Raw genomic sequence first — 20325 nt, 5'->3', positions numbered from 1 at the left:
AACATTTTGCGTAGTTTTCCTTCGCAAATTCTTTTAAAAAAAGCTACGATGTTTCAGATTATTTTTACCGACTGACGCTTCTTTTGCACCGCTTTTTATACATATACGATTCATTTTATTCTGAAAATTGTCTCAAGGAGTATCCGTTTTGGTAAAAGTCAAAAATCAGAAAGACAACTTAGGAGTGATTATTTGCATTTTGTGACAGGTATTATTGGGTTGATTATTGTTTTAGCTTTAGGTGTGTTAATCAGCAGTGATCGTCGAAAGATTCAGTACACACCCATTTTAGTTATGCTGGTACTACAATTTTTATTAGGCTTCATTCTCTTACGAACAACGGTTGGAACCACGATTGTCGGCGGCTTAGCCGGTGTTTTTGATGCACTGTTGAGCTTCGCCGGTTCAGGCGTGGACTTCGTTTTTGGCGGAATCGCTAATAAAGGCAGCTTTCCCTTCTTCTTAAATGTGCTTATGCCGATCGTTTTTATTTCTGCGATCATCGGAATTCTACGTTATGTGAAGATCCTGCCGCTCTTCATGAAAGGCGTTGGGCTTGCCCTTAGTAAAATCAATGGTATGGGCAAATTAGAATCCTACAATGGAATTGCATCTGCGATCCTAGGGCAATCAGAAGTGTTCATCTCTATCAAAAAAGAGTTGCCTACCTTATCTGAGCAACGATTAACGTCCATGAGCATCTCTGCCATGTCTACCGTTTCTATGTCCATCGTCGGCTCTTACATGGCCTTGATCCAGCCGCGATATGTAATTACGGCGCTTGTATTAAATTTATTTGGCGGTTTTATCATTGCCTCAATCATCAATCCATATCAACTGGAAAATGATGAGCTAGTCATTGAAGAGGATAAAGAGCAGACATTCTTTCAAATGTTAGGGGAATATATATTAGACGGTTTTCATGTGGCCGTCACTGTTGCTGCGATGCTGATCGGCTTTGTGGCCTTGATCGCAATGATCAATTTTATTTTCGCTAAGATTACCGGGCTAACCTTCCAGGAAATTCTAGGCTTTGTGTTTGCGCCTTTAGCGTTTATTACTGGGATTCCTTGGAAAGAAGCCGTTGATGCAGGAAGCCTGATGGCAACTAAACTCGTTACGAATGAATTTGTCGCGATGACAGAATTAGCGAAGGGCGACTGGACGTTCTCAGCGCGTACTACAGCCATCCTTTCCGTTTTCTTAGTATCTTTCGCCAACTTCTCTTCCATCGGAATCATTTCTGGTGCGATGAAGGGACTCAACGAAGAAAAAGGCAATCTAGTTGCCAAACATGGGTTAAAAATCTTATTGAGTGCCAGCCTAGTCAGCTTCTTAAGCGCCATTATTACAGGGCTAATTTTTTAAGCATTCAAAACAACCGCCAAGATCCCTCACAGGATTTTGACGGTTGTTTTATTTTCCTTAATTCTGGCAGATCGCCATAAATTCTTGAAAACTTGTTTGCCTTGAAAGCTTCTTTACTCGCGCTGCATCATTTAGCATCTGTACAAGTTCTTCAAATAGCTGTTCAAAGGAGTTATCACGTTCTTCCTTCAAGGCCAGCAGGAGAACCAATCTAACCTTTTTTTCTTTCCATTGCAGCGGTTTTTCTAGTGAACAAATGGCCACCGCATTTTGTTTTGCCTCACGTTTGATGGCATGAGGCAACGCGTAAAAATCACCAAAGGCGGTACTGGACAATGCTTCTCGTTGCAGCACCTTCTCCACATAGTTCTTTTCACAATAACCTTTTTTATACAGTTCCTGACAAAGAAATCGGATCACTTCATCTCTGTCTGTGAACGTTTCTTGGGGAAAGAACAGCTCTTCCTTCAAAAAGGTCGTCAAAACGGAAGGTGACTGATTTTCTTCGATCAATAGGTTCTGAATCTTCTTTAAATCAGCATTTGTCAAAAATGAATCATACTGATAAACCGGAACGGTTGTCGCTAGATTCAACTTCTCTGTCGTTAAAATCAATGATTTCTCTTCTGTCATCTCGTTGGTCACTGCGAATATAGATTCCGCAACGAATAGTTCGATCTCGAACTCCTGGATCTTATTCAATTGGTTTCTGACAATTCTCTGATTTCCCACACCATAAGGAGAGATGAGCAACACACGTTTCTTTTTATGGGCGCGAATATTTTCTAATGCTGAAAGAAAATGCAAGGATAGGTACGCCACTTCATCTTCTGGAAATTGAATGCTCAGCTTCTCTTGAAGATAACCAGAGGCATAGACACTGACATTATAAACAAAAGGAAACTTGCTTTTGATTTCTTCAAGTAAGGGATTCACCAAATATTGTTTATGAGTAGCGCGCTTATACAATGCCGACACATGGGTCAGTAAATAATCCGTGATTTTCTTATCCTGCGTAAAATCAATGAAAAAAATCGAGTCGATATTTGTTAAGACGCCTTCAATCGCCTGCTTTAGTTTTTTATCGGCTAGGTCCTCATCAGAAACCAGCGAACCAGAATATAAGCGATAGATATACGCGTATTCTTCCTCTGGAATCTTAACCTCAAAATTACTTTCTAATTCCTTAACCATCGCCAGAGTCATTTGACGACTCTTAGTCTCTTTTAGTGATACCTGAGAAGGATTCAAGTAGCTCTTTTTGCTGACTCTTTCCAACAATACTGCGAGATGCAAAATAAATGAAATCGTTGAGAAATCATTGACGAAAAAGCCTTCCTTTTGATGAACATTTACGACCACCTTAGTTAATTTCGCTAGATCAAGCTGTTCAAAATAATCCGAATAATTGTCTAAGCTTAATTTATTGGTCTCAATCTCCTGATTTAAAAACAACGTAAACACACGACGTTTAGCCGCCTCATCCCCTTCAATCAAAAGTCGATTTTGTTTTCGTTTAATTATCAAGCGCTGATCCCTTTTCGCAATCAATCTATTAAGCTCTTTGACCATTCGATCAAGGGTGGATTCACTAATGAAGAATTCATCCGCCAGTTCGTAAAAGTCACAAGCTTTTTGGTCTAATAACCGCATGAGTAAATCAAAGGTCAAATTCGTCGACTGCTTATCAGACGTCAGCTGCTGAAGGTAGTTATTTTCAGGATTTATATAGAACCCTGTTCCCGCCTTCGATAGGATCATGGGTTGTTCAGAAAGCTGGTTTAACTGCTGAATGTCATTTCGAATCGTTTTCGACGAAACACCCAGCTCTTTTGACAGTTGGCCAGCGGTAAAAGGCTGCTGGTTTAGGGATAATTTCTCTAGAATTTTTTCTTGTCTTTGAGAAATATTCACAATGATCCCTCCTATAATAAATAACTGATTTGTATCCCAACAAAAGCATAGAAGTTATTAAACTTCTACGCTTTATTATAACATTATGCCGATTCTGTATCGCTCTCTTTTTCTAGCTGAACAAGGTTTTTCTCATAAACTTTCAAGAATGGATAATACATCACACCATCAAGAATGATCAAAATTAAGACTAAGACAACAGCCCGCCAATCCATTGTGGATAGAAATGCGCCGATTGGTGACGGCATCTGCCAAGAAAAGACAGCGAAGGTTTTTCCGACAATTCCCCATGACATACACAGATACGTAACAATCGCGTTAAAGACGGAAGTAAAGATGAAAGGAAAGAAAAAAATCGGATTTAGCATTAAGGGTGTTCCAAAAATCATTGGTTCAGAGATACCGAAGAAAGATGGAATCAAACCGATTTTCCCAACAGTGCTCAACTGCTTCGATTTCGAGCGCATCATTAAGAAAGCTAAAGCCAACACGGAACCAGATCCCCCGATAATAACGAAATAGGTCCAGAATGGTGTCGTGAAAATATTGCTCAAATCACTGCCTGCCATTTTTTCCGCAGCATTGATCGATAGATTCCCATCACGAATCGGTCCAAGAATCCCTGCTAAGGCAGCATCATGAATCCCAAAGAACCAGAACAAATGGATCAAGAAGACACTGATAATCGTAAATGGTAAGCTGTCAGCTGCCTTGAAGCTTGGCGCCATAATATTGTAAAGGAACTGAACGGCTGTTGTATCAAACGCATGGAAAATGATAAAGATCACTGAAAAGAACGTCATCAAAATCAAGCCCGGCACTAAAGCAGCAAAGGTCTCTGAAAGAGAGGCCGGTACGCTATCGGGCATCTTGATCCGACCAATATTTCTTTTACGCATCCAATGGTACCCTTCCACCGTAACGATTGCGACAAAAAGTGACAGCAGGATTCCCCGTCCATCTAAAAAGCTGATTTCAACTTCCTTCCCGTCCCAACCCATTTTTAGCGGTGTTAAGACAAGCATTAGGAAACCGACAAGTGAAAACATCATTGGACGTAAGACATCTTCTTTATAATGGCGACACAAGAAGTAAGTTACCCCTACACAGATGAATAAGGCCATGGCGCTCAGGGTTACCCCGCTGATCCAATTTAAAACCAGACTGTTCTTTTCCGCGAAGCTTGCCCAAGCTAACAAAAAACCATTTTTCGTATCTTCTGTCACAGGCGGTGCATTCAAAATAATTGGAATCGAACCAAACAATGTTATTGGCAGCATAGACATAAAGGCATCACGCGTCGCTTTTAAATGACGCTGCTGACTCAGTTTATTTGCCAAAGGTGAGATGTATTTATCCATCGTATCGCTAAATGTACTAAATCCCATGACTTCTTATCCTCCAATCAGTTTTTTGATATCCTCATAAACACCCTTGCCATCCATAATGCCGTATTTCATTGGCGAAATGGCTTCTACTGGCACGTCCACAGCTGCTTCGATCTGAGGTTTTAAGAAACGAATTTGCGGACCAATCAAGACTAGATCCACCCCTTGCAGATAATCTTGATATTCTGATTCACTATAGGCGCTGACTTCTAGTGTGTGGTCAGAAGCGGCTTCGATTTTCTTCGCTAACATCCCTGTTGACATTCCAGCATTGCATACCAGCATAATTTTTTTCATTTTATTTCTCTCCTCTTCTTATTAGAAAAGCGATCGTTCCTTTTTAGTCGAAGGCTCTTCTTTGTATTTTTTGTCCTTGGCTTTCAATGATTTCTTTGAACCAATAGTAAGACGCTTTTGGTTTTCTGATCTGATCCTTTTCAAAGTCAACCGCTACTAATCCATAACGTTTCTCCACACCATTTTTCCATGAATATAAGTCAAATGAAGCCCAAGCATAGTAGCCGCGAATATCTACGCCGCGATCCATCGCGTTCATAATCGCACTGATGTGATCATTCATAAAGGAAATGCGATAGTCATCATTCACCTGCTCTACTGTCACATCTTCTCGGACACCCACACCATTTTCTGTTACATAGATCGGCAGGTGATAGCGATCCCAGGCTTCGATCAAGCCATCCTGCAGACCTTTTGGATAGATTTCCGTGTCCCAAGCAGTAAACTCACTATTTGGATCTTTGACTTGTTCAAACCAGCCTTTGATTACTACTTTACTTTCCCCTTTTTTCCCTGAATGGTTGAAGACAAGTTGTGTTTCGCCACCGGTATAGGGTTTCACCAAGGTCCGAGCGTAATAATTTAGTCCAATAAAATCAACAGTATTTTCTTTCATGATTTTCAACTCTTCTGTTTTCACAAAACTGATATCATGATCCTGAGCTAATTTCGCTACTAGATCAATTGGAAATTCACCTAAAGCTGCGGTATCTAAGATCCAATTATTGCAATAATTATCGGCATAGCGCATAGCGATCCGAGTTTCGATCGTGTCATCTACACCATTAACTGGGGTATAGCTGTGAACAATTCCTATCTGTCCTTGATAATTTCCCGCTCTAAATGCTCGAACACCTAAAGCACTCGCTAACATTACATTATAAGCACCAATCATCGTCTTCTGAACATCCTGCAGGCCTGGCGGATAATTCCCGATGAAGTAGCCATTGGCAATAAACCATTTAGGTTCGTTAAAGGTGGTCCAGTTTCGAACCTTCTCACCAAAATGCTCGAAGCAGACCTTTGCTAAATGTTCAAAAGCATAAGCGACTTGGACATTCAGCCAGCCACCTTCTTCTTCCCAATATTGCGGCAAGTCCCAATGATAAATCGTCACGAAAGGTTCAATATCATACTTATGACAAGCATCAAGCAGGCGTTGATAAAAGATAATTCCTTTTTCATTGATCTCGCCTTCTTTATTTTTGATGATCCGCGGCCAAGAAAGAGAAAAACGATAAGAATTCTGTCCACCTTCCTTCATCATTCGAATGTCTTCTTCGAAACGATGGTAATGGTCACTAGCGACATCACCATTTTCTAGATCGTTCTCATGTAAATAGCGATCCCACATTGATTCTGCTTTGTCATCTACATCCCAAGCTCCTTCGCATTGATAGGAAGCTGTTGCGCCACCCCATAAAAAGTTCTTATCCATTACATCGTCTCCTTCCATCTATATAGCTCACCAAACTCACCGATCATATCGACTGCGATCGCTGTCGATGTTAAATGCCCTTCGGCGTGAACAAGCAGCAAATCAATTTCATCCATACGCTCTTCCGCAGAAAGCTTGCGTAGCATCTCTGCATGAGCTTTATGTGCCAATTTAATTTCGTCCTTTGCCGATTGATATTTTTCTTCGAAAGTCTGAAAGTCGCCTTGCTTTACTGCCTGCAGCGCTTCGTATGAATCACTTTTCGCATTTCCGGCATGCAAAATAATCGCCATCGATTCCATTTCCGTTCCAATTTTTGCTTCTCCCAAGAAACTCCCTCCTCTTCTTTCTATAGTCCAACTATAAAGCGTTTTCTTAATTGGTTAAAATTTTTATTTTCCACATTAAAGTGGAAATTCCCTTTCCGCAATCTCACTATTCGAACAATTTTGGTAAAAAAAGAGCCGCACATTTGTGCGACTGCTTTTAAATGGTTTTGATTAATTTTAGCTTGATAAAATGTCCTTCGGTAGATTCCACAACTTGTTCTATTTTATAATGAGGCACAAAATTCGGTTCATCTAGTTCCAAAAGAGTGACTTCTTTTCCAAATCCAGGAACCCCTACGACTAAATTCTGAGTTTCTAAATGTAATTGCATCACGTTCTGCAGTTGTTCTGAAAATTCTAATAAAGCTTTTTTATCCTTGCTTTGGCGCCAAGAGTATTGATGCAGCAAACGCAAGCCATTCCGTAAAATCCTATTATGGACCTTCTTTTGTTGAATGACTTCTTTCCACATGACTAGTTCCTAAGCTGCCTTTTCTTCTACTGTCACCGTTACTCGAACACCTAGTTTCCGACCCGCTTCAATCAGCTGCTCCGCTATTTCTGAAGAACAAGCCAAATAGAAAACAAAAGCTGTATAGTCTTTCGAGAACTTCTCTAAAAATTTTTTCCCTTCATCTAGTAAAGCTTTTCCAGTTAAGCTCTCATAAAAAATAACTTGTTTATTACGTAAAAAAGTTTGCGGCAATTGTTTCTCTACTCCTACAACCGCTACTTTTTCGCCTTGGTATTGGCGTTTGATGTGATTCCATATTTGCTGCGTTGGTTCCGCTTTCTTTTCAAGAATGAACAATGTATTAACTCCCTTTCAGTTTAAAATCATCGCTTGCAGGAAATAGCCCTGCTGCTTGTAAATCATGCAAGACCATCACCTCCCATTCTTGCAAAAAAATAACAAACCATATTATATCCATCATACCAGCTTCTTTTTTTAAAGCAAGTAAAAAAAGACCTTCAAGCTTTTTACACTTGAAAGTCTCAACGATTACAATTGTTCCTCTTCAACCACTTCATATTCATATGGTGATCCTTCATAGAAGAATTGAGTAGAGACGGTCGCTTCATTATCCATAGCGATCAGCTCTTTACGGAAAGGAAATCTAACCGCCAGACCGTTGGCTGTCTCTTCGCCAGGTAGAATGTAAAACAATTTGTCATCTGGTGTCGGTTTGTTCAATTGCTCCATGACTTGATCGATCACTTGCTGCTGATTGATCGTCGCTGCCTTTGCGACCTTTTTATAATCCTCTAAAAATACTGCTTGTCCTTCAAAATACGTCATATCCATTTAATTCACCCTTTCAGCTTAACTGTACCATCTGTCATCAAAATCCTAAACTATCACGCTTATTCCGTTAAATCCAGCCGCCCAGCTTCCGTTTGGAAAACCGGCCAGCTGCCTGTAAGCTCCAGACGAATCAGCGTCAATTCAGGATACTTCTGAATGGCTTCTTTTATTGATTCAATTAATTGCCTTTGCTTTTTTAAATGCTCATCAAAGGACAAAAGCTTGTCTTGATCAAGAATCTCACGATACGCTTGATTTGCTTGGACAATCTCGTGAAAAGCGGCTTTGAAGACGCGCTCGATTTTTCGCGCGAACTTCGCTTCATTGTCAGTGGTATAAGCCACTTCTGTCTTTTCCACTAAAAATGTTGCGTAGACCAGCGGAACTGTGGAGACTGGTTTAACCGGCGACACGTAATAAAAGGCCTCCTCCAAAATATCTAATGAAACGGTCAGCTTCATGCTTCTTCCTTCTTTCTATTTTAAAAAAACGATAGTCTCTTTTCTCGTTTCGATTATAGCATTACCGCGCGAATTTTTACTTTGATTTACCTCCAATAAGAAAGGCGAAGCCAACTCATGGATACGAAGCTCAAAAAAAGCTGTCGAAAATCGACAGCTTTAGATCATTACGGTCATCGCAGCGGCAGCTAAAATCAATACCAAGCCGATGATTGTAATCGTCATTTCTTTTTTGGTTTTCTTCTGTCCCAAGAACCAGATACCGGTTAAGGTTGCTAATACAACTGAAGTTTGAGACAAGATGAATCCTGTTGCCAACCCGTTCATATCTGGTTGAGCAGAAATCAAGTAAGTCAGTGCGGCAAAAGCGAAGAAGAAGCCAGAAAAAATATGCTTGTAGGATACGGCTTCTGCCAAGGCAGATTTTTCTTTGTCCTTCACGCTTAAAATCACGGAGTAAACAAGCGCAACTAAAAGCATACCAATCGCCTGCGGCAAGAATGCGTGCATACCATCAATACTCGTTGCCTGCGGTGCAGCTGAATAAGCCCAATAGCCGATTTCACCGACCGCTAATAATAGCACTGCTTTTTTCAAAATGCTGGCCTTTTCCTGTGTTTTTTCTTCTGTCCACACGGTCATCCAAGCACCCAAGATAATCAATACCAAAGCCAACCCGCCTAATAGTTTCGCACCGACTCCTGGCCAATCACCTAAGGCAAAGACACCCCACAAGGAAGCACCTAATAACTGAAAAGCTGTTGTGATCGGCATCGCCCGCGAGGAGCCGACTAAAGTAAACGATTGAAAGGTAATGATTTGAGCGATGGCCCAGCCCACACCCGAAAGAATAGAGAAGACCAGATCCATTCCTGTTGGAAGTCCCATTCCATTAACTACTGCAAAAATTAACGCAAAGATCAAAGTCCCTAAAGTTGATCCAAGTATTTGATTTACTGGACGCCCGCCAATTTTTGACGCAATGGTTGGGTATAGCCCCCAACCGAGTAACGGTCCTAGTCCAATCAAGATCGCTGTTGTATTCATCGTATTTCCTCCTTGTAGCGCTGCTTAAAAGACAACGCCGCTTTCCAATAAAATGTTGGCGTATGGCGTCATTTCCCCTGTCCGAATAAATGCTCGACTGTCATGCAGTGCTGCTTTCATTTCCGTATGAGGAATAAACGTTACAGGCGTTTCAGGTAAACGTTCTTGAATTTTTTTCAACATTTCAGGATTTTCTGTTTTGATTTCTTCTGCCAAATAAATTCGCTGAACCGCTAATTCTTCTAATACATTGTTCAACACATCCATAAAGCTAGGGATTCCGTTATCGACAGCCAAATCAATTTTTTCAGTGGTCATTGGAACCGGCATTCCAGCATCCCCGATGCTTAGTTGGTCAAAATGCCCCATTTGAGCGATAACGCGTGAAATATCTGAGTTGATGACTTTACTTTTTTTCATGATAAAGATCCTTTCTTTACTTCAATTCATTTTTGTAGGGAATAGATGGTTGTGCCCCAAAACGTTGGACAGTCACGGAAGAGGCTTTGTTTCCATATTTGATCGCTTCTTCTAAATTGCTGAAATCTTTTTCTAATACACTGCTCATAGCGCCAATGAAGGTATCTCCAGCCGCAGTAGTGTCGACTGCGTTTACCTTGAAGGCAGGTACAATGCCGCTGCGTCCTTGTACATCATAAAAAGCGCCTTTGCTTCCAATGGTGATAATCACTGCTTCGATGCCCAGTTGATGCAAATGTTCCGCTGCTGCTTTCAAGCTGGCTTCATCGGTCACTTGGATACCTGTCAAAATTTCAGTTTCCGTTTCATTTGGGATGATCATATCGGTCACTCTTAATAGTTCTTCAGGCACATTTTCTAAAGCTGGAGCTGGATTCAGTATCGTTTTCACACCTGCTTCACGAGCGATGGAAAAGGCTTCGATCGTACTTTCTAAAGTGCTTTCAAATTGAGCAACAACAAAATCACTAGCTTTGATTACCTCTGCATGCTCTTTTACTTGTTGCGGGGTGAAGGCATTGTTGGCCCCAGAATGGATCATGATACTATTTTCTCCTTGGTCATCAACAATGATATAGGCTTGACCTGTCGCCTGTTTTTCTAAGGTTTGAACTCCAGAGAGATCAATTCCTTCTTCTGATAAAAGCTCCCGCATCATTTCGCCTGATTCATCATTGCCAATTGCACCAATGAAATTAGTCACTGCTTCAGAACGTTTTGCCGCAACGGCTTGATTGGCTCCTTTTCCTCCACCAGCAGAAAAGATTTCTTTCGTATGCATGGTTTCACCTGGCTTCGGCATTTGTTTCACCCGAATCGTGCGATCAAGGTTGATACTTCCAATGACTGTAATCGTATTCATTTTATTCACTCCATTTCTTTTTCTTCTGAATCGTTCCATTTAAGTTTAAATTAAAACGTTTTATTAAAACGTTTTAATTCGACACCAAAAATATAGCACAGCTTGAAAGCTATTTCAAGTGTGCAGTTGAAAAACGTTGAATTAATTGAACAGGCAATGTTTTTTCTTCCCAATCTTTCGACGGCTGCTCGATTCTTTCCAGCAATAATTCCGCTGTTGTTTGCCCCAACTCATAGATTGGTTGAGCAATTGTCGTTAGCTGCGGCGTCACATACTCGCTCATATCGATATTGTCATAGCCGATCACACTGTAGTCTTGCGGAATTTTTTTCTTAAGCTCTGCCAGACCTAGATACAAACCAAAAGCAATCTCATCATTAATCGCAAAGATTCCAGTCACATCGATTTTAACGATTTCTTTAGCTGCTTGACGGCCGCCAGTTTTTGACAATTCTCCGTGGATTCGAACGGCATCAGGATAAATCTCCTGAAAGCCCGCCAGTCGTGTGCTGATATTCTCGGTTGCATCTTCAGGTAAGACAATGGCTACCTTTTCGTGCCCTAATTGCTGCAAATGCTCGCCGGCAATTTTCCCTCCTGAAAAATCATCCGTCAAGACCGCATCACTGAAGCCCTCTGCTTTCTTTTGATCCAGCACGATATACGGCAGATTCTTTTTCCGTAAGGTTTCATTGATCGCTTGATTGGAGATCGCTGAACTAGCAATGATAAACCCATCAACGCCTCGACGACTCAGCTCCTCTAAATAATCGGTTTCTTTTTTTGTATCCAGATCAGCATTACAAAGCATCGTCACAAAATTTTCGCGATACAAAATACCTTCGATTCCGCGAACCAGCGTTCCGAAAAAAGGATTCGTGATATCTGGAATTAACACACCGATCGTTTTGCTTTTTTTCATGATCATGCGGCGTGCGAAATAGTCTGGTTCATAATTCAGCTCCGCTTTTGCTGCCAGCACTTTTTCGACAGTTTTGGGGCTGAATTTTTGTTCGTTGCCATTTAGGATCTGAGAGACTGTTGCGATTGATACCCCAGACTGTTTAGCAACATCTTTAATCGTGATTTTTTTATTTTTCATCTGATTTCTCCTGTTTCAAACTCTGCTACATTTTCTCATGGATAGTTGCTTCTGTAAATACACCTCTCAGCAACTTGCTATGGACTTGAATTTTTCTTATACTGCTTATGGTATCTTCATCAGGTATCAGATCCATCATATTCAATTTAACAAGTAGTCTACACAATAATATATTCTTGGTTTGCTAGACAGTGTTTATCAGCTTACCACAAGAAGAGAGGAAACAAATGAATAAATCAACGAAAATCATTTTAGGACTCATCCTAATCCTAGTAATCGTGCTCATTGCAGCAGGGAATTATTTTTATTCTTATGCCGTTGTTCCAGCGAAAAAAGATTTTCTAGCCAGTGGATCGGAGAAAAAATCAGCGGAACGGATTCGTGCGGAAGACTGGTTCAATGATAAAAATAACCGCAGCGATTGGCAGCTTACCTCAAACGATGGCTTGAAATTATCGGCTTACTATCTACCTGCGAAAGAAGAGCAACACAAAACAGCGATTATTGCCCACGGATATATGGGACAAGCTACAGATATGCCGCAATACGCGAAAATCTATCATGACCTTGGTTATAATGTGTTAATGCCTGATGCTCGTGGACATGGCAAAAGCGAAGGAGATTACATTGGATTCGGCTGGGATGAACGAAAGGATTATCTCCAGTGGATCAATCGGATTATTAAAAAAGATCCTCAGTCAGAAATCGTTCTTCACGGAGTCAGCATGGGCGCTGCAACCGTCATGATGACCAGCGGAGAAAAATTGCCGGATAACGTCAAAGCATTCGTTGAGGATTGTGGGTACAGCTCGGTGAAAGGTGAATTAGGCTATCAATTGAAGGAAATGTTCAACCTGCCGGCCTTTCCTTTGATTCCAGTAACTAGTTTGGTCACAAAAGTACGCGCCGGCTACTTTTTTGGTGAAGCAGATACGATTAAGCAATTGAAAAAGAATACTCGGCCAATGCTCTTTATTCATGGTGATAAGGACGATTTCGTTCCATATTTCATGCTAGATGAAGTCTACAAAGCGACGAAAGGACCAAAAGAACAGTATGTCGTTCACGGTGCCAAACATGCCGAAGCATTAAGCAGTAATCCCAGCATGTACCAGGAAAAAGTCACGGAGTTCATCCAAAAATATGTCCCTTAGAAAAATGGGCTTTTTACGAAAAAAAACGAGACCTCAATGTGTCTCGTTTTTTGCTTGTTCCAATAAGTATTCCGCAAGACTATCTGTTACGGTAATATGAGTAAAAATCTTGGTCTTTGTGCCTACATACAGTACATCTTTTTTACTGTCCTCGTAGCAGGCAACCGCAACATTAGCAATTTTTCGTACGTCCTCAACACCTAATCCAATGACATTCTCGTTGATTTCACAAGCGACTTCCCGTCCCGCCTGATCAATAAACTTCGAATTAACGTCGCCAATCACATCTAGCTTCTCCAGCTCATCAATGTCCTGTTGGTTCACATAGCCAATCTCTGTCATTGTATTGTTTTTAGAAAAAGGACTCGCAATTCCAACTAAAGCGAAATCAACATTTTTCCCAGCCTCCAGCACATCATGGATACCATCATTTTCAATCAAACTTTTTTTGATAAAGGCATTGTCCACTAATGCCGGTGCATATAAATATTTACATTTAGCACGCAACTTTTTGGATAAATCGTAAGCCAATTGATTGGAATGGACATCTACCATCTCAGAGCCTAAACCACCAATCAATGGAATGATGGTCGCATCCGCATGATTCTCATAAGGGTATTCATCAACAATACCTCTCAGCATTTTTCCCCAAGAGAGTCCGATCGTTTTGGCTTTTGCGATTTCTTTTTGAAAGGCGGTAATCGCTGTTTGAACGAGTAAGCGTTCCACTTCATCCTTTCGCAAGCTGCTGGTATCCAGCACTGCGGCTTTTTTCAACCCGAATGTTTCTTCAAGAGCCAATTCCAATTCAATCGAATAGGCACTCTCACTCTTAATAAAAATATCAACAATCCCTTCATTTTTTGCGTCATTCAAATATTTTGAAACCAGTGAACGAGAGATTCCCAGACGTTTGGCGATCTCCGACTGTTTCAAACTCTTTTTGTAATACATCGTAGCTACTTTTACGATATCTCGATTATGTTTTATAGCCATTGTGATCCCATCCTCTGAACAACTTTTTATTTTCATTCACCATACGGTTTGATTCTACCAGAATATCCGTAGAACTAGTGGGGCCAATTCATTTTTTTCGCAGCTAACATTGATAACAAAAGAATCTTCCTGTCGCAAAAAATCCATTTCTTTTCCCACACAATCCTCTGCTGACTAACACCTCTTAGCCGTAAAACCACAAATGAGGATGTGCTTTAGTGTAAGCACATCCTCGACTTTTGTTTTAAAGAATCTCGATTACGCCACCGACTTCAAAGGCAGGAAAGGTACCCGGACTAACAATGATTGCTCCTGGTAAGATTTCCCCGATCGCGTTACGAAAATAAATCGAAATATGTCCTAATTCTTCAAAATTTGCATTTGCTTGCGAACCCACTTCTTCAATCGTAAACTCTTGATCGCCGAACTTGATTTTGCCGCCTACTTTTAACGCATCTTTAGGTCGATCTTCAAATTCATGAATCACACAAATATCTCTCAGCTCTGCGGTCGCAGAGGGGCCAAACAAAATAATCAATCGTTCTTCTTCAAATGCTGGCACCATACTGCCAATTTCAATAATTTTTGATTTTACCATCAATCCATACGCTCCATTCAAACAATTTTTAATACATTCCGAAACTAGCCAACCAAGCCAAAATTACCGCTGTAAAACCTGTCAACATCCGGCCGTATAAAATCGCAGGTACTCCAATCGCGACAGTTTCTGGTTTAGCTTCTCCTAGTGATAAGCCAACCGGAATGAAGTCACAACCAACATGTGCGTTAATCGCGAACAACGCGGGTAAAGCATATTGCACTGGAATGGATCCATTAGCGATTTGTGTTCCGATCAATACCCCGATAACCTGAGAAATTACAGCACCTGGCCCCAAGATTGGAGACAAGATTGGAATACTACAAATCAAAGCCAAAACAATCATCCCTGGTAACGAACCTGCTAACGGTGAAAGTACCTTCGCTAACCAGTCACCAATACCAGTATAATTGATAATTCCCACGATCATACTGATAAATGCCATAAATGGAATAATATTCTTCAACAACATATCTAACGCGTCACGACCTGATTGATAAAAGGTACTCATCACGCCACCAATTCCACGAGAGAAACGAACGAGGAAGCTGTCTTTCTTCGCTTGCTCTACTTTATGTTCTTCTTTAATCTTTGAATATCTTTCTCTGAACTCTTCTTCAGACTCTCGACCCTCAGTAATTATTTTTTCAGTAGCTGCAGCGGATTCAGCATCTTCCGCATGACCATGATTGACTGCTGCCATTTGACGATCTTCTAAATTTGCATCTTCTACAAGAGAAACATCCTCTGGTCGAACACCTGAAACAAAAATATCTTCCGTAATATGTTTTGATAACGGGCCTGATGGAGAAGACGGCAATACATCCACTGTTGGAATGCGTTTCATTGGGTAAACGCCGATTCGCGCAGTTCCACCGCAGTCAATAACAGCACATAAGGTTTCTTCTTCAGGAATTTGATTCTTAAAACCATCACAGGCAATCCCACCAGTCAAATCAGCGATTTGCTGCGCAACCGGATGAATCCCACCGCCTGTTACAGAGACAATTTTATTTTTTTGATCTGTTGGAGTTAGCGTCCAGCCTACTCCCCAGCCTTTATTTCCAGGTTTTACAAATACTGTTTTGTACATTACGATTCCTCCTTTATGCTGCAGCTTTCTTCGCTTCTCTAGCCATCATGAATTTCGTTAAACGTTCCGTTACGATTCCGCGGATCAAAATCACCACAATCCCTACTAAGAAATAGCGGACAGCCAGACTTGATTGACTAAATCCAGCTTTCGTCACACCATTGGCAATTCCTAAATAAACGAACAGCTCTCCAGCATTCGCATATGGGAATAGTCCCGTAACCGGGTGAACAAACGATACCGCAGCATCATAAAACGCGGGTTTCTCTTCCTCTTTAACGAATTTTCCAAATGTATAGGCCATTGGATTGGTCAACATTAATACTGCTAAAATCGGCATCAATGAGTACCGTAAAATCATGTATTTCGAACAATAGCGGATGGCTCTATCAACACGTTCTTCTCCGATAAATGCAATAACTGAATAAGTAAAAGTTAAAAGTACAATCAATAATGGTACGATACCAGTCATGTATCCCATGAATTGTTCGCCGCCGGCTTCAAACATACCAATAAAGTTTTTTCCTGCCCATTCGATATATTTCATTATAAAATCCTCCTTCTAGGTAACCGCTTCCAATTTGCGTGTGTAGATTTGTGCTAATGCCTTTTCAATTTGAGGCGCCTTCTTTTCCTGTGCAGCAGTCTGATAATTCACTAATTGCTCCCCTCTGTAGGAATGCTCTTCTTTAAATCGTGCAAAAATCGTCAAGCCCTTACAGATGTAGCATTGAATAACCTTCCCCTCCACATCGACAACGACTGCAACAATTGTCCGCAGTACTTTTCCCTTAACAACCTCGGTATAAAATTCATACTCGGTTCCTGCTTGTTCAGTGGTGATTTTTTTGATGAAGCTCTGATAGTATTTCACCTGAACAAGACTTAAAAGACTTTGACTAAGCATTAAAATGATCAACACAATAACTAGGCCGCTCATAAGCTACATCCTCTCCAAAAGCAGATGAGGGAAACCCCATCTGCTTCAATTTGCCTTACTCACCAAACGTCGAATCTTGTAATTTACGTAAACGATAAACCGTTGTTGATTCATCAATTTCAATATCATCATAAGTTAAGAAAGTACCATCCTTAATGTCTCGTTTTGCCACAGATGATCCGCCAACTAACCCTATTGGTACATTGTTGTTCTTCACTAGATCTGCATGTGTTTCTAACACTCCGCGTACACAATAGCCGCCGATCCCGTCGATTTTTTCTCCAGCTTTAATATCCTTCTTCGCTACTGCAACGGTTTCAGAAATAGGAGCGCCTAATGGAACGATCGCATGATCATGATTTAATACTGCTTTTGCAATCGTGATCGGTGTTTCTAGGCTTGCTAAGTGATATGGACGATATAAAATGTGATGGTCACGATCACCCTTCTTCATTAAGTAGCTTAATTCATGACGAGCACCATCATTCTGTCCTTTAACGATTACGAAGACACCTGGTGCTAAGCCATCCACGTATTCTACTACACCATACTTATCTAAAACCCCGCCGTTTTCTTTTAAATCTAAATCTTTAACGACTGAATCAACGTCTCCGCTAATTCCATGCATTCCTACTTTATCAGGAATAAAGCCGATGGCATTTGATAATAAGTTCATTTCAGCCATGGTCTTTGTACCATCTTGGAAAGCAGCTAGCATATGACTAGACATTTGTTTTGAATCCGCTTCTGCTTGAGCAGTATCTGGATTCGCGCTGACCTTCAACTTGTTGTTCTTTCCTTTACCTGCGACTAAAACTTCCATTCCCATACTTTTCGCGAATTCAAATAATTCGGTCGTTGCAGCCGGTTCATCGCCATCAGACCCTGTGTAAACCAAGTTTGCTGAATCGTACATTTTCTTCATCAATGGTCCGATTGTAATGTCAACTTCCACATTCAATAGGACAATGTGTTTTTTCGCTAACAATGTTTCTAACGAAATTTGTGCGCCTACTTCAGGTACTCCAGTCGCATCAACAATAACTTCCACCTTATCCGAATGAATGATTTCTTTAAAATCTGAGCTGACTAGAATATCTACCTTTTTCTCTGCGCTTGCATTGTACGCATCTGCTGCTCGCTGTGCAGCGTCTTTGTTGATATCACTGATACCTGTTACTGCCATCCCTGGAATCGTCGAAATCTGAGCAATCATCCCAAAACCCATTTGACCTGCACCAATTACCCCAACCTTGATTGGCGCACCATTTTTTTCTCTTTCCAAAAGCTTCCCATAAAGTGTCATTATTACCCCTCCATACTTTTTTGACATATGACAAAGCCTTTGACATATGCCTTAAGACACCTTTAGTATAACACCGTATCAACACATGTCAACGCTTTCTTTTCACAAACTATCATTTTTTATCATTTGGAACATATGTCACACCAGAATGATAAATCGTAAAAAACGTGATATATCAATAGTTTAAGAAGAATGATTATTATTTAAAAAAAGCTAAACAAATCAACTTTTTTGAAATTGCACATTCTTTAAATAACAACTATTGAAATTTCTCTTTTTTGAATAATTCTATTTAAATGAGAGACCGAAATCTTATTGCTTAGTATTTCACAATAAACCGCGCTTTATTTTGTGTTTAAAATCTGTAATGCAATTAAAAATTAGATAATAGACCAATTAATAAAAAGAAATGTACTATCTGTTTGTGAATTCACGAGCTATAAAATCTCCCACCTTTTTTCTTTTTCTTCATTAAGAGAAAAAACAAAAACAGCAACTTTAGCTCTCACTAAAGTTGCTGTTTATTATTGCTGTCCATAAGTCTCAAATTTCTCCAAGACTTCTTTCATTTGTTCTTGATTCAATAGCTTTGGCGTACCAATACAGCGTGCTCGATAATCAAGCTTAGCCAAGAATTCAATATCCTTAGCGACTCCAAAAGCACTCGCTAAATCTGATCCAATCGTCAAAACTCCATGATTCCCTAGCAAAATACCATTATCTTCATGGATAAAACGAAACGCTTCTTCGGCTAATTCCCGTGTACCAAAGGTTTTGTATTCGCAACAGCGAACTTTTTCACCAACTGAGCCAATAATATAGTGCAGCGGCTCAATTTCTTGCTGTAGACAGGCAAAGGTTGTTGCGTATTCTGAATGCGTATGGACAACCGATCGGACATCTGGACGATTTGCGTAAAAAATACTGTGCAGATCGTATTCGCTTGATGGCTTTCGCTCACCTTCTACTATATTGCCCTGCAAATCCATCAAAACAATATCCTCCGGCTTTGTTTCAAAATAAGGAATGCCGCTTGGACTAATCAGCATCACTTCCTCTTCAGGTAAATAAATGCTGATATTGCCGCCTGTTCCTGTGGTTAGCTTTTCGGTAATAAGTTTTTTTCCGTATTCGACGATTAACGCACGTTCTTTTAGATGTCTCATTTTCTGCTCCAATCAATAAAAATTGTTTTCCGGCTGTTCAGTTAAATAGCGTTTCAGATCATACGGAGAAAATATTCCACGATCCGTAACGACTGCTCCAATCAATTCTGGTGGTGTAATATCAAAGGATGGATAGATCGCTTTGACTCCGGTCAAGGTATGCTTGATTCCATTTAGTTCCATCACTTGTTCTGGATCGCGCATCTCAATCTTAATACTTTCGTGATTCCTCTTATCCATATCTGGAATGCCAGTAACGAAATAGGGAATACCGAATCGTTGAGCTAAAATGGCAATTTGATAAGTGCCGACTTTATTAGCGATATAGCCATCTTGTGCAATCGTATCAGCAGCGGATGTGAATAAATCAATCGTCTCATGCTCCATTAAATAAGCAATCATGTTATCGGAAACAACCGTCGTGTCAAAGCCCATTTCTGCACAGCAGCTGGCGGTTAGACGTGCGCCTTGTAAGTAGGGTCGCGTTTCCGCACAGAAGAATCGCAGCGTTTTTTTCTGCTCGATCGCTTCTCGCAGAAGCATCCCAATAATCGTTTCACCAAAACATTGGGTCAAAACAGTTCCGTTGTCTGGAATTTTTTCAATCAGATATTTTGCTACTTGATCCATTGTATAGTAGCGACGATTTAACGAATCGATCGTATTTTGTTTAATCGCTTCTGTCGGATCCATCCCTTTTTCCAATGCGTCCTCTGCGACTTCCACACACTTTTCAGTGATCAATGTCATACGATTCGCAGTCGTGGGACGGGCATTGGCGATCGTATGGGAGGCTTTTTTTAGATAGGCGATCTGATCTTTTGGCCCCAAAGCCTTACTTTCCTCAGCGGCTAACGCCATTCCCATCCCTGCCGCAGTATAAGGTCCTGCGCTTTGTGTAACCATGTCTGTGATGGCTTGCGCCACTGCTTGATGGGTCTCACATTCAACGAACGCTATCCGAGTCGGATAGATCCGACGATCCAAAATGCGCACCTTTCCGTTTTCATACCACGCAACATTCTCATATTGTAATAGCGTTGGCATCGTGTAATCTTGTCTTTCCAACCTCTTCACCTT

At 40.7% G+C, this 20325-nt stretch carries 23 protein-coding genes; 2 read left to right on the top strand and 21 right to left on the bottom strand.

The features are described 5' to 3' along the window. Nucleotides 1-192 precede the first annotated feature (192 nt). A complete protein-coding gene (locus tag IGI50_RS00370) occupies nt 193-1368 on the top strand; it encodes a NupC/NupG family nucleoside CNT transporter (protein WP_438775707.1) in 1176 nt (391 codons plus the stop codon). A gap of 57 nt (nt 1369-1425) precedes the next feature. On the opposite strand, the gene IGI50_RS00365 is transcribed toward IGI50_RS00370, so the two are convergent. From IGI50_RS00365 to rbsR, 13 genes are all read right to left on the bottom strand, one after another. Continuing rightward, entirely contained in the window at nt 1426-3282 is a 1857-nt protein-coding gene (locus tag IGI50_RS00365) for a BglG family transcription antiterminator (protein ID WP_438775705.1), read from the bottom strand. 83 nt (nt 3283-3365) lie between these two features. Further along, a complete protein-coding gene (locus IGI50_RS00360) occupies nt 3366-4670 on the bottom strand; it encodes a PTS sugar transporter subunit IIC (RefSeq protein WP_010747351.1) in 1305 nt (434 codons plus the stop codon). Nucleotides 4671-4676: 6 nt separating this feature from the next. After that, entirely contained in the window at nt 4677-4967 is a 291-nt protein-coding gene (locus tag IGI50_RS00355; RefSeq protein ID WP_028020403.1) for a PTS sugar transporter subunit IIB, read from the bottom strand. Between the two features lie 43 nt (nt 4968-5010). After that, nucleotides 5011-6405 (bottom strand): glycoside hydrolase family 1 protein, encoded by a 1395-nt coding sequence (locus IGI50_RS00350; RefSeq protein WP_438775703.1) that lies wholly within the window; start codon nt 6403-6405, stop codon nt 5011-5013. After that, a complete protein-coding gene (locus tag IGI50_RS00345) occupies nt 6405-6734 on the bottom strand; it encodes a PTS lactose/cellobiose transporter subunit IIA (RefSeq protein ID WP_438775702.1) in 330 nt (109 codons plus the stop codon). Before IGI50_RS00345 ends, IGI50_RS00350 begins: the two co-directional genes overlap by 1 nt. A 157-nt stretch (nt 6735-6891) precedes the next feature. Continuing rightward, complete coding sequence (locus IGI50_RS00340; protein ID WP_438775701.1) at nt 6892-7206, bottom strand: hypothetical protein; 315 nt, start codon at nt 7204-7206, stop codon at nt 6892-6894. A 9-nt stretch (nt 7207-7215) separates the two neighbouring features. Then, entirely contained in the window at nt 7216-7545 is a 330-nt protein-coding gene (locus IGI50_RS00335; protein ID WP_222226200.1) for a hypothetical protein, read from the bottom strand. A gap of 192 nt (nt 7546-7737) precedes the next feature. After that, a complete protein-coding gene (locus IGI50_RS00330) occupies nt 7738-8040 on the bottom strand; it encodes a DUF5960 family protein (protein ID WP_010747357.1) in 303 nt (100 codons plus the stop codon). A gap of 59 nt (nt 8041-8099) precedes the next feature. Beyond that, entirely contained in the window at nt 8100-8501 is a 402-nt protein-coding gene (locus IGI50_RS00325) for a hypothetical protein (protein ID WP_218256301.1), read from the bottom strand. A 159-nt stretch (nt 8502-8660) separates the two neighbouring features. Then, on the bottom strand, nt 8661-9548 hold the full coding sequence (gene rbsU / locus IGI50_RS00320) for a ribose/proton symporter RbsU (protein ID WP_010747359.1): 888 nt from the start codon (nt 9546-9548) through the stop codon (nt 8661-8663). A gap of 24 nt (nt 9549-9572) precedes the next feature. After that, nucleotides 9573-9968 (bottom strand): D-ribose pyranase, encoded by a 396-nt coding sequence (gene rbsD, locus IGI50_RS00315; protein ID WP_010747360.1) that lies wholly within the window; start codon nt 9966-9968, stop codon nt 9573-9575. A gap of 16 nt (nt 9969-9984) precedes the next feature. Further along, nucleotides 9985-10890 carry a ribokinase gene (gene rbsK, locus IGI50_RS00310; RefSeq protein WP_438775699.1) on the bottom strand — a complete coding sequence of 302 codons (906 nt, stop codon included), beginning with the start codon at nt 10888-10890 and terminating at the stop codon, nt 9985-9987. Between the two features lie 109 nt (nt 10891-10999). After that, nucleotides 11000-11992 (bottom strand): ribose utilization transcriptional repressor RbsR, encoded by a 993-nt coding sequence (gene rbsR, locus IGI50_RS00305; protein WP_218256298.1) that lies wholly within the window; start codon nt 11990-11992, stop codon nt 11000-11002. Between the two features lie 227 nt (nt 11993-12219). Here rbsR and IGI50_RS00300 point away from each other — a divergent pair, with 227 nt between their 5' ends. Further along, a complete protein-coding gene (locus tag IGI50_RS00300; protein ID WP_438775698.1) occupies nt 12220-13146 on the top strand; it encodes an alpha/beta hydrolase in 927 nt (308 codons plus the stop codon). 33 nt (nt 13147-13179) lie between these two features. On the opposite strand, the gene IGI50_RS00295 is transcribed toward IGI50_RS00300, so the two are convergent. From IGI50_RS00295 to IGI50_RS00260, 8 genes are all read right to left on the bottom strand, one after another. Next, a complete protein-coding gene (locus IGI50_RS00295; RefSeq protein ID WP_438775697.1) occupies nt 13180-14142 on the bottom strand; it encodes a sugar-binding transcriptional regulator in 963 nt (320 codons plus the stop codon). 244 nt (nt 14143-14386) lie between these two features. Beyond that, entirely contained in the window at nt 14387-14740 is a 354-nt protein-coding gene (locus IGI50_RS00290) for a PTS glucitol/sorbitol transporter subunit IIA (protein ID WP_218256296.1), read from the bottom strand. Nucleotides 14741-14768: 28 nt separating this feature from the next. Beyond that, complete coding sequence (gene srlE, locus IGI50_RS00285; RefSeq protein WP_218256295.1) at nt 14769-15833, bottom strand: PTS glucitol/sorbitol transporter subunit IIB; 1065 nt, start codon at nt 15831-15833, stop codon at nt 14769-14771. Between the two features lie 13 nt (nt 15834-15846). Continuing rightward, the gene (gene srlA, locus IGI50_RS00280) at nt 15847-16380 is read right to left on the bottom strand and encodes a PTS glucitol/sorbitol transporter subunit IIC (protein WP_218256294.1); all 534 of its coding nucleotides are present in this window, start codon (nt 16378-16380) and stop codon (nt 15847-15849) included. Between the two features lie 15 nt (nt 16381-16395). Beyond that, nucleotides 16396-16773, bottom strand: coding sequence for a transcriptional regulator GutM (locus tag IGI50_RS00275; protein WP_438775696.1), 378 nt, complete (start codon nt 16771-16773; stop codon nt 16396-16398). A gap of 55 nt (nt 16774-16828) precedes the next feature. Beyond that, a complete protein-coding gene (locus IGI50_RS00270) occupies nt 16829-18079 on the bottom strand; it encodes an NAD(P)H-dependent oxidoreductase (RefSeq protein WP_438775695.1) in 1251 nt (416 codons plus the stop codon). Between the two features lie 524 nt (nt 18080-18603). Next, nucleotides 18604-19245: an L-fuculose-phosphate aldolase gene (locus IGI50_RS00265; RefSeq protein ID WP_218256292.1), complete on the bottom strand. Its 642-nt coding sequence runs from the start codon at nt 19243-19245 to the stop codon at nt 18604-18606. 12 nt (nt 19246-19257) lie between these two features. After that, on the bottom strand, nt 19258-20313 hold the full coding sequence (locus tag IGI50_RS00260) for a s-methyl-5-thioribose-1-phosphate isomerase (RefSeq protein WP_438775694.1): 1056 nt from the start codon (nt 20311-20313) through the stop codon (nt 19258-19260). Nucleotides 20314-20325 lie beyond the last annotated feature (12 nt).

It is taken from the genome of Enterococcus sp. DIV0170, from assembly GCF_051710765.1.
GTDB classification, from domain to species: Bacteria; Bacillota; Bacilli; order Lactobacillales; family Enterococcaceae; genus Enterococcus_A; species Enterococcus_A raffinosus.
Note: the sequence above shows the minus strand (reverse complement) of the source record. Positions and strands in the feature narration are given on the sequence as shown.